Annotated in this window: 9 protein-coding genes; 3 read left to right on the forward strand and 6 right to left on the reverse strand. The window is 38.2% G+C overall.

What is annotated here, in order from left to right; all coding sequences use genetic code 11:
• Window positions 1-18: 18 nt before the first annotated feature.
• Window positions 19-846, forward strand: coding sequence for a hypothetical protein (locus DKM50_09365; GenBank protein ID PZM79463.1), 828 nt, complete (start codon window positions 19-21; stop codon window positions 844-846).
• The gene (locus DKM50_09370; GenBank protein PZM79464.1) at window positions 836-2,059 is read left to right on the forward strand and encodes a hypothetical protein; all 1,224 of its coding nucleotides are present in this window, start codon (window positions 836-838) and stop codon (window positions 2,057-2,059) included. Before DKM50_09365 ends, DKM50_09370 begins: the two co-directional genes overlap by 11 nt.
• Here DKM50_09370 and DKM50_09375 read toward each other — a convergent pair.
• The 5 genes from DKM50_09375 to DKM50_09395 form a co-directional block, all read right to left on the reverse strand.
• On the reverse strand, window positions 2,056-2,283 hold the full coding sequence (locus tag DKM50_09375; protein PZM79465.1) for a hypothetical protein: 228 nt from the start codon (window positions 2,281-2,283) through the stop codon (window positions 2,056-2,058). The genes DKM50_09370 and DKM50_09375 overlap by 4 nt on opposite strands.
• Window positions 2,284-2,360: 77 nt before the next feature.
• Window positions 2,361-3,485 (reverse strand): hypothetical protein, encoded by a 1,125-nt coding sequence (locus DKM50_09380; protein ID PZM79466.1) that lies wholly within the window; start codon window positions 3,483-3,485, stop codon window positions 2,361-2,363.
• Between the two features lie 2 nt (window positions 3,486-3,487).
• Window positions 3,488-5,125 carry a hypothetical protein gene (locus DKM50_09385; GenBank protein ID PZM79467.1) on the reverse strand — a complete coding sequence of 546 codons (1,638 nt, stop codon included), beginning with the start codon at window positions 5,123-5,125 and terminating at the stop codon, window positions 3,488-3,490.
• A gap of 7 nt (window positions 5,126-5,132) precedes the next feature.
• A complete protein-coding gene (locus tag DKM50_09390) occupies window positions 5,133-6,002 on the reverse strand; it encodes an HD family phosphohydrolase (protein ID PZM79468.1) in 870 nt (289 codons plus the stop codon).
• Window positions 5,999-6,376, reverse strand: coding sequence for a hypothetical protein (locus DKM50_09395; protein PZM79469.1), 378 nt, complete (start codon window positions 6,374-6,376; stop codon window positions 5,999-6,001). The genes DKM50_09390 and DKM50_09395 overlap by 4 nt, the downstream gene beginning before the upstream one ends.
• Window positions 6,377-6,658: 282 nt before the next feature.
• On the opposite strand from DKM50_09395, the gene DKM50_09400 reads away from it, so the two are divergent.
• Window positions 6,659-9,511 (forward strand): hypothetical protein, encoded by a 2,853-nt coding sequence (locus DKM50_09400; protein ID PZM79470.1) that lies wholly within the window; start codon window positions 6,659-6,661, stop codon window positions 9,509-9,511.
• Here the strand turns inward: DKM50_09400 and DKM50_09405 are convergent.
• Entirely contained in the window at window positions 9,508-10,263 is a 756-nt protein-coding gene (locus tag DKM50_09405; GenBank protein PZM79471.1) for a hypothetical protein, read from the reverse strand. The two genes, DKM50_09400 and DKM50_09405, sit on opposite strands and share 4 nt — an antisense overlap.
• Window positions 10,264-10,502: the final 239 nt, after the last annotated feature.

Genomic DNA, 10,502 nt, shown 5'->3' on the forward strand with positions numbered 1-10,502 from the left:
GGTTAATATTTAATTAGCATGATAAAAAAAATGGAAAACCCAAACATTTCGAAAGATGAAATCGCTGAACTTAAAAATATTGTTAAGTATCAGCAGACTATCATTAAAAATTATCAACAGAAATTAAAACAAAAAACTCTGGATACCTTCCTGGCCGCAAATCTTTCTTCTTTCGGAAGCTTCTATTATCAACTTTATTCATATATCACCAAAGTTAAAACTCCCTTGACGATACTTCGCGGACATATACAAATGCTGAGAAAAAAAGTAGTTAATATGGATCCGACAAATGCTTTCTTATTATCAGAAGAGTTCAACCTCTTTGAGAAAAACATAGCTACAATCTATGACATTCTCTCTTCCGTCGACTCGTTCCATTCTCAAATCCCGCACGACCCTCAAGAAATACAACTTTCTCTGTATCTCAATACTTTTCAAAACAAAATAGCCACAATTATAGATAAATATGATATCAATTTTTCGATCTCATGCCCAGACCACATCTCTTTGGTTATAAATCCGTTAATGCTTGACCTGATGTTTATTAACATCATCCAAGCGATAATAAACGTAGCGAATTACTCAAATAATAAAGAAAAGCATTTTACGCTTTCAGTTTTTCACACTGACACATCGATAATCATTACCTGTAATGACAACCTATCCACCTATAATGATGATCATTTTAACAAAAAAAGCGCTACTGTAACTACTGCCCAGAACAGGGAAGAGTATAATGTTTCTATATTAAATTGGATAGTTGAAGAACTCGGGGGGAAGATTGAAATTAAATATCATTCACATGAGATACTAATTATCATAGAATTGCCGGAAAATGTTAAATAACATAAAAGGACACAAAATACTCGTTGTTGATAATGATGACGAAATCCGAAGATTTTTAATTATCCTTCTTATCTCAGAAGATTTTGACGTCGATTTTGCTTCTGAAGGGGAAGAAGCCTTAAAGAAAATAGCCGAAAATGAGTATGGTGCAATCCTGTGTGAAATTAATCTGCCAGGGGTCAATGGCTTATCCTTACTAAAAAAGTTAAAAAAGATAAACGTTCATACCGAAGCAATCATGCTTTCCTACAAAAGTACTATCGCCGAAGCGATAGAAGCCTTACGACTTGGTGCCTTCGATTATTTATCAAAGCCCTTTGAAAATATCGATATTATTTCGAATACTTTGACAAAAGCCCTAAAAAGTTATGTTATTAAGCTGCAAAATCAGTCATTGATCAAACAACTCACCGAAAACAACAAAAATCTGGAAACTATTGTTAAGAAAAAAACAGGGAAACTAGCCCAATCAAATAAAAAAATACTTGAAGCAAACGCACAACTGATTACCTTACAAGAAAGTTTACTTGAAGAAAGAAAGCTTTCTGCCCTTGGCTCAATAACTGCGGGATTCGCTCATGAGATCAACAATCCCATACAAAATATTCTTATTTATGCAGAATTGCTTTTGGGAAGGATTCCCGGAGATTGCCAGGACCATGAATTCTGCGAAATCATTAAAAATGAGGTTGATCGCATTTCCAGCATCACGAACAAAATATTAAACTTTTCAAGAAAAAGCAGTTATAGTCAGAAAGAAATAATCAATTTGTTTGAGTTTGTTACAGATCTTTTTGAAAATAACAGAAACAAATTAGCAAACAAGAACATTATCTCCAAAATCCAGATAGATCCTGAATACTATATAGTCTGTGACAAAAACGAACTTTATCAGATATTCCTCAACCTGTTGCTTAATTCCATTGATGCAATAAAAAAAGAAGGAGGATACATTTCCATTGAAGCAAGAAAAACAAAAAAAATAATTGAAGTACTCTTTATTGACTCCGGAAGCGGAATACAAAAAGAAAATCAGCTACATATATTCGAGCCGTTTTTTTCTACAAAAGATGTGGGAAAAGGGACCGGTCTTGGACTTTATATTTCTTACAATTTGCTTAAAAAAAATAAAGCGACTATCACCTTGCACGAATCTTCGAAACAAGGCACCAGTTTCAAAATCAGCTTACCCTGGCAAGAAATAAAAGCTTAATTTAGAACAATTTTGCTTCCGTTTAAATCAAACCCGTTAAGTTTTGACTTTATTTCTTGTTCGGATTTTTCATCGATAGTCAGATACCCGAAGCCTAATGACCGATCAGTGTATTTATCTTTAAAGATCCCTACTTTGGCAATCATTGCTTGAGTATTTAAGGTTCTGCTCAGCTCAGCTTCAGATATATCTTCAGGAATATTTCCTATAAACAAGTTTTTCATATTATCATACTCCTTTCGGAGAAAATGGTAAAATTTTCTCCTGCCCCATTTTTCAAAACAAAATCACCTGCACTATATTATATTTTTTCTGCTGAAGCAAGTGGTAAGGTGATGGTAAACGTACTACCTTTACTCAATTCACTAACAAGGCCGATCGTCCCGCGATGGGCCTCCATTGCAAGTTTGCAAAAGGTCAACCCTAGCCCGGTATCGTATTTTTGTGTCATCTTCGTAGTCAATTTAGAAAATTTTTCGAAGATGGTTTTCTGAAACTCTTCCGGAATCCCCTCTCCAGTATCACGCACACCGATGCTAACCGCATCTTCAGTTCTTGAAAAAAGTACGGTAATGGTTCCCGCACGCGGCGTGTGTTTAATCGCATTGGTCAAGAGATTCATCATTACTCGCTTAATTATAGAAATATCAGCAAAAGTCTCCATCCCTTCAGAAGGAAAATCCAGAACAACCTTAAGCTTTCGCTCTTCAAATAGATGATTCAATTCGGTCATTAATTCCTCTACCAGCTGACGCGAGTCAAACTGTTCCAGATCTAATTCCATTTTTCCTTCTTCCATCTTCGTAATATCAAGCAGATTCATAACCATGTTAAGCAATTCTTTTACGTTAAGTCGACAGTTCATTAAAAACTTCTTCTGATCAGCGTCAAGATTGCTCGTAAATGAAATATCAAGCAATATATCGATGGTCAACATTATTCCTGAAATTGGGGTCTTCATATCATGGATGATCATGTGAGTGAGATCATTTTTTAACTTATCTAATTGTTCCAACTTCTGATTTTTCTCTTTCAATTCCCTCGTTAATTTGCATATCCGGCTAAAAGCATTTACTCTCGCCACAATCTCCTTATTATTAAAAGGTTTAGTCAGATATTCATCGACACCAATATCTAAGCCCTCGATACTATCATCTGTCGTATTTTTACCAGTAAGCATAATGAATATTGTATCTTTCAACTCACTATCCTTTTTAACCTGCATACAAAACTCCAAGCCGTCCATAACCGGCATCATCGAATCAGAAATAATGATGGAGGGGCGTTCCCTCCTGGTTATCTCCAGGCCCTCTTTCCCATTCTCCGCTGATAAAATACAATATCCCTCTCGTTTTAAATAGAGTGATAAAACATCCCGGATGTGCTTCTCGTCATCAACTATTAGTATTTTTTCGAAACAGTTCATTATTAATCTCCCTGGAGTAAAGGTAACGTAAAAAATATGGTAGAGCCCTTAGCTTTTTCACTTGTTACCCATATTTTGCCTGCATGATTGGTAATTATTTCTCTACAAATGGACATCCCTAACCCAGTGCCCTTCTGATGGTGTTTAATATTTTCAACCTGATGGAATTTATCAAATATTTTCTCAATTTCTTCCTTTGACATACCGATGCCATTATCTTTGATAGCAATTCTCGCTTTTGACTTCTGATCAGAAACCGATATTTCGATAGTACCGTTTTCCGGGGTAAACTTGATAGCATTGCTCAATAAATTTAAAAGAACTTGAATTATCTTGTCCATATCAGCATTAACAAGCAGATTATTTTCTTCACGGAAAACTAATGTCTGCATTTTTTTCCGGGCCGGCGGCTGCATAGTATTAATGCACGAATGGATAATGTCATTCAGCCTCAACTCTGTTAGCTGAAAAACCATTTTACCGGCTTCCATCTTCGACAGGTCCAGGATATCGTTTACCATCGTAATCAGACGGTTCGATTCCTCTTTAATAATGTTAAGATAACTATCCAGATCTTCTTTCGTATCGGCCAGTCCATCTAATATAGCATCAGTATAGGAAGAAATTGACGTCAAAGGCGTCCTGAGTTCATGAGAGACTTTCGCAATAAAGTCATTCTTCATTTCATCAAGTTCTTTCAATTTTAGGATTTCCCTGGTTAAGGATAGATCTCTTAAAATAAGCACATATCCGGTTGCCAGAAACTCTCTATTCCGCAGGAGGGAGGCCGAGATACCGATAGGAAGAACTATCGAGTCAGATAACTTTTGTTCATATTCATAATCGATGACGCTCCCTGCTTGCATAACCTGCGAAATAATATCATCAAATTTGGCTGCAAGCTCCGGAAGATAAACTTCATGATATGGTTTATGGAGAACATTGGCTACTTGAATATCCAGCATAAATTGAGCATTTCTATTGATATAAGTTATTTTTTTATCAAGCCCAATGGTAATAACCCCGTTCATCATATTTTCCATAACATCCTTCATGAAATCTTTCATCTCACTTATTGATTCGATAAGTTGAAAATTCTCAATTGCTATGGTGATGTGAAACATTAATGATTGAAACAGGTGATTCTTTTCAAGATTAAACTCGCCTTCATCTTTGTTTGAAAGCATGACAAAAAAACCTACCGGAGCATAGGAAGAGGTTAACGGCAAATAAACTGCAGATTTTATTCCTTTATCGAAAAAACACGCCTCATCTATAGGAAAAAAAACGGCTTTGCGACTATCCATTATCCAGTCAAGCAAATCCCTGGCAATAATGATATGGAGGAGTTCTTTTTCGAGATCTGGCTGACCTTTAATCGGCATGATCTCGTAATTATTGTTATTGGGATTATAAAGCAGAAAAATGCATTCTTCAAAATCGACTATTCGTTTTAAAAAAAGGATCCCATTATTAACGATATCTTCGATACTTCTGAGTGCTACTAATTTTGCTAAAAAATCGTTTATCTCATTTAAATCTTCAAAAAAGTTATTTAAGTTATCTTTTATTTTTCTCGTTACAGTTAATTCTTCTTGTAATTCCGTTATCCGCTTTTCCAGTGAATTTAATTTTGGCACGAAGTTGCTAGGCCTCCTTCACGATACTCATAAAATAGCCTGACCGTTCTATCTCGTCATAGACTTCGTTCATTACTTTCTCGATCATAATAAAAGATATGCCCAACTCGTTCCAAATACTCTCGTCAATTATCGGGATCTTATTATCGCCGCCAAAGCCTATTCCTAAAGCTCTCACAATAATATCAGCTAGAAGAACCACACAGGCTAACTTCGTTTCTTCTTTTGCGTAAAGCGGCTGGTGATGTAAAGAAATAATCTGCACCAAGTCTGTCGGCAGTTTCCATTTTTCACCCAACCAGCCTCCGATTTCGGAATGCGTAACCTGCAAGATAGTATTCTCAGCATCGAGAAATAAACAATCTTTTTCATTCACATAGGTCATTACTTTTTCGAAATCCTGATGAATGAACTGATCCAGAATAAGTTTGCCAACATCGTGTAGCAATCCGCCGATGAAAGCCTTTTCAATATCTTTAATTCCTATTTTCTTTGCGATAACTTTCGCGGCAATTCCGGTGGCTATCGAGTGGGTCCAGAAAGCATCCCTGTCAAACGAGGTTTTTTGAGTCTTGTCTGTTGGAAAAAGATTAACAATTGACGCAGTCAGGACAATATTGCGTAACGCCGAGAACCCGAGAATAACGACGGCCTGCGCAATAGTGCTTATTCTACGGGGAAACCCATAAAATGCTGAGTTGACCAATTTCAGCACTTTCGCAGTGAGCGCCTGATCTTCTCCAATAGCTCGGCCGATATCATTCGCAACCGTTTTAGGATCTTGCATTAATTCGGTTATCTTCCCGATAACCGTTGGTAAGGTTGGTAACCCTACTATCTTATCAATTACGCCTTTGTAATAATTAGCTGATGTCATGGATTGCCCTGGTCTCCCTCCAACCGATTCTTCTCTCGCGCTATAAGAGTTTTCTGCGCTATGGCCATAATAGCTTGCATGATTTTATTGTCTTTCACGTCAGAAAATACCCGCTGTAATCGTTCAATAATCTTATTGCTTATCGCGTCATCGTAAACTGTCGCTCTCTCTACTTTCAAAAGAAGCGCCTCGATATCGTCCTGGCCTTCGCCCTCAACAATAATTTCAAGGATATCCATCATGCGCATTTTGCTAATAAAGGCGTCACTCAATTGGATACCCTTACCCAACAGCACTGCGCCATTAGGTCTTTTTACCGGCTCTGCAATTACCATACCCGGCTCTACTTCATCAATAGAAATTTTACGTGGCATACGCGTCCCTTCAGTTCGTAAGATAATAGTACTATTATAATTTTTATTTGCTAATCAATCAACTTAAAGACATCGCTATTTTTAGCGTACATCGCTACATAAGAATATTGTTCCTACTTTCATCGCATTCAAGCTTTGTTTATTGGTTATAAATGATTGAGTTTTTAAAAAAATTTCTCTCCAATTTAATAATCAATTCTCTAATCAGATTGTATCATCAACCGATAATTAGTATTAGAAGATAATTTATTATAATAGTATTAATTTTGAGAGAGTCTCTTTATGAACAATCGTTTAATAAGATACGCTCTAACGTACTGCGTTATAGGTATCTTTATTGCTATATCATCATATCCTCTCTTTGCAGCCATTAGCAGCGACCCGGGAAAAATTGGGATCGGGGCTCGTGCGTTGGGCCTTGGCAACGCATATACCGCACTGAGCAATGATGCCTCAGCAATTTTTACGAACCCTGCCGGACTGACCCTCATCGACAATGTCCAGTTTACCAGTATGTACACGAATCTCTTCAGCGAATTTGATTATAAGCAACTTGGATGCACGTTCCCGCTTGGTAGCGGGATGGGTGGCGCAGGAATGATCGGTTCAAGCATTGATAATATTCCGATTGTGCCGGCAGCCTCTACAGAAAACATGCGACCTCAAGCAACCAAAAAAGTTTCTTTTCATGATGATATCTTTTACTTCTCCTATGCCGAGAATATCACCAGACAGGTTAGCCCCTTTAAATTACAAGGAGATGTGTTACTCGGCGGATCATTAAAATATTTCAACAAAGGCAGCGCAGAACTTAATGGATTTTCCGGGTTTGGAATAAACGCTGACCTAGGCCTTTTATACAAATGGAACCCCGATATCACCTTCGGGTGTCTTTACAAAAATTTCTTGCCTCACCTGGGATTTATCGGATCAGTTAAGTGGGATAAAACCGAAGATACCCTCCCGTCGCTCCTTCGATTGGGATCTTCCGTAAAATTAAACAATTATAACGCAATATTCAATATTGACTCCGATATTGATCTATCAATGCAAAAACCTCTTCTTTTTCATCTGGGAAGCGAATGGAAGCCAATCAATGCTTTTGCCTTCAGGGTAGGAGTTGATCAGTTAATGAACCCTATTGGGAACGGCGTTTATAAAGACATTGGTGTATATTCGAATTACACTCTCGGGTGCGGCATTGAGATTGCCGGGATACGATTTGATTATGCCTATCGCGCATACTATGATGAAGAACCAAACCATTTTTTTTCTTTCGCCTATCTGGGATTCCCTTCAGACTTCACATGGATAAACAAGCCAAGTCGCGTCGCTAACCAGTCATTCGGCGAGGCTAACTTTATTCCTGCAGACATTACAATTGTATCTCCGGACAGGAACATCATTACTTCCAAATCGGAGATTACGATTATCGGGGTTGCAACCGAAAGAGTTACCATTAATATAAATGATAAAAACTACATTGTATCAGGATCACATGATTCGCCGACATTCAGCTGTAAAATACCAATTCCTAATCTGGGAAGAAATACAATAGCAATATCGATAAAACAAAATGATTCCGATTATCCTATTTATAATAAAAAAGTAATTAGATTACCTGAAACCGGGATTATACGTACGAGCGACATAAGCAAACTGATAATCGAAAGTGAAACCTCTTTTGGGCACAATGATACTATTCCAAGAAATGAATTTATAAAAAATATCTTCGCTCTAGCAAATATCGGCCCGGATAAAAACAATCTGGGAAAAAACGAGTTTAAACCATATGTCGATATCGCGGTAAAAAACAATCTTATAGCTCTCCCTAACAATCAGCTATTATTCTTGAATAAAGATATCACCTGGGGCGAAGCGCTTTCTTTCATTGAAAAGCTTGAAGGCTATCCGGTTAAGCCATCCCAGGATAAATATGCTCACTGGGCCGCTACATATATAAAAGCAGCTAAAGACAGGCAACTTATTCCTTTTGACTGGAATAATTCTCCGGATTCACCAATTACCGGGAGAGATCTAAGCGATCTGCTCAACAGAACATTAATCGGAAAATCAAAAGTGAAAGAAACACTAGACTGGCTATCAGGTGATGAGGATATCACCTTTGATACCGGGAGGAAAACCGTTAAGCTCAATAAAAATCAAGTACTCGAAAACACTATTCGCCCTCTCGCAATGAACAACCTCAGGAATGACGGATCCCGACTCTCTAAGTTATTTCAAGATCGTAATAGCACTCCGGGCGTTATTCCATTCAGGAGGCCGGAGAGACCAGCGGATACGGCGCCGCCACCCAATCCCGCCACAGCAATCAACAACAAATTAAGTTTCCCGGCCTTACAGCCGAATTCCCCGGCAACCAACGCGGAAAAAAACATTTCGACTCCGCAATCATTCTCAGTTCCGGCACAGGTAATCCGCCCAATGGAAACGGACTCGAAATACAGTAATCCGGAAGCTCCAGCAGCAAATACAAGATTCAGCAGGGAAAGGGAAAACTCTGCACAAGGAACTACCCAGACATTTCCAGGAAACAATAACATTGCCCCGCTTGCGCCCAACATTACGGAATCCGTTGCCAACAACCGGTTCAGCCAGGATATTATCAAGACAGCGAACCCAGAAAGGCCCCCGATTCCAACTGTTAAACCAGAAGTCAAAGCAGCAACAAATGTCGCAAACCTGAACAATTCTGAAAACAAAGAGATCCAGAGACAACAACCGGAAGCAAAACCAGAGGAGCGAACTCTACGGAATATCGCAGACCTCAAAGAACTCCCTGAACAGCCAACCTACGAAACTTCACAGGACAAGAATCAACCCTTCAATCCGGAAGCGCAAGATACACTGGGTAAATATTTAGTCCCGCATTTTCCGGCAGATAATACCATAATTGTTGAAATAAATATTGATCCAAAACAAATTATGAAAATAGCAGCACTACTAGAAGCAGCAAAACTTTCTCCGAGAATATATGCCGCCGAAATGAATGAAGTTACTGTCTATGAGCTATTCCTACCAGAAATAGCAGATACCGAAGTACAAAGAAGCATCATAAAGCAGCTACGTAAACTCGGTTACGCTGCATATCAGAATAACACATATAAAAATTAGAAATTCCCCCCAATTATAATCGCTAAATATGGAGCAGAAAAATCAATGCTTGTTCCTTCATCGACAGATCCGGCCCTTTCCAAATCATTTAGCTTCGCCCAGAAGTAGCCCATCCTGATCCCAGTATTCCAAAGAGGTGTTATCCTGTATCTCACATCTGTCCCAATCAAATAGCAAAAATCTGTTTTTGAGCGAACGATATCGATACCGGCTAACTGCTCATTTGTCTGAAAAACTCGGTATTTGCCTTCAAATAATCCCAGCCCTAAATCTACATCAACAATATAGGTATCGCTCACCACCGGCTTATATTTGAAGTAAAGCAGCTGGAACGTCCCAGAGGTTGAATAATACCTAAAATCATCAGCTATTTTTTTAGAACTCGTGCCTTCGACAACTCCAATAAGCCCCCCAACAGCTAAAGTTCTGCTGAAATTAAACATCAGATTACCAGTTAACCCGGTTAGACTTGAAATGTTTTTTAAGTCAGCGGGCTTCTGCCTGTTAATTCCTTCTCCCGGAAAAAAAGAAAGAAATCCGGCAGCCCCCCCGACCCGCATACTCTCGATATAACCAGTTCTCCGTGCCACTTCAAGAACTTTATTCTCTATAATTCTGCTTATTTCCTCATAATCTTCCCACGTAAAATTATTCAGAAGATTTTTGATATCCTGTTTCTCAAGTGAACTTACCGGGAAGCTGGCTAGGATAATAAAAAAAGTAATTATTAATATCTTTATTGTTTGTGTCATGGTTCATCCCTTCTTTCTTGGCACATATTAATAAAGTTATAATTATATTACAATATTTATTTTATTCGTCACCAACCTAAATTTTTTGACGAAGATTACTGTATTTTTTCTTCGACAGGAAATTTATATAAGGGGATTTATCGAGTAGGAGGTAGGTGATTAATTCACCTACCGACCTCTCACACCACCGTACGTACGGTTCCGTATACGGCGGTTCAACAAGAATTAATGTACTTCTG

Source organism: Candidatus Margulisiibacteriota bacterium, assembly GCA_003242895.1.
Classification (GTDB): Bacteria; Margulisbacteria; Riflemargulisbacteria; order GWF2-39-127; family GWF2-39-127; genus GWF2-39-127.

What these genes read in the sequence shown, in the direction of transcription:
- DKM50_09380 (PZM79466.1), bottom strand. Translation starts at nt 3,485, where the DNA reads ATGAACTGTTTCGAAAAAATACTAATAGTTGATGACGAGAAGCACATC.
- DKM50_09365 (PZM79463.1), top strand. Translation starts at nt 19, where the DNA reads ATGATAAAAAAAATGGAAAACCCAAACATTTCGAAAGATGAAATCGCT.
- DKM50_09370 (PZM79464.1), top strand. Translation starts at nt 836, where the DNA reads ATGTTAAATAACATAAAAGGACACAAAATACTCGTTGTTGATAATGAT.
- DKM50_09390 (PZM79468.1), bottom strand. Translation starts at nt 6,002, where the DNA reads ATGACATCAGCTAATTATTACAAAGGCGTAATTGATAAGATAGTAGGG.
- DKM50_09395 (PZM79469.1), bottom strand. Translation starts at nt 6,376, where the DNA reads ATGCCACGTAAAATTTCTATTGATGAAGTAGAGCCGGGTATGGTAATT.
- DKM50_09405 (PZM79471.1), bottom strand. Translation starts at nt 10,263, where the DNA reads ATGACACAAACAATAAAGATATTAATAATTACTTTTTTTATTATCCTA.
- DKM50_09375 (PZM79465.1), bottom strand. Translation starts at nt 2,283, where the DNA reads ATGAAAAACTTGTTTATAGGAAATATTCCTGAAGATATATCTGAAGCT.
- DKM50_09400 (PZM79470.1), top strand. Translation starts at nt 6,659, where the DNA reads ATGAACAATCGTTTAATAAGATACGCTCTAACGTACTGCGTTATAGGT.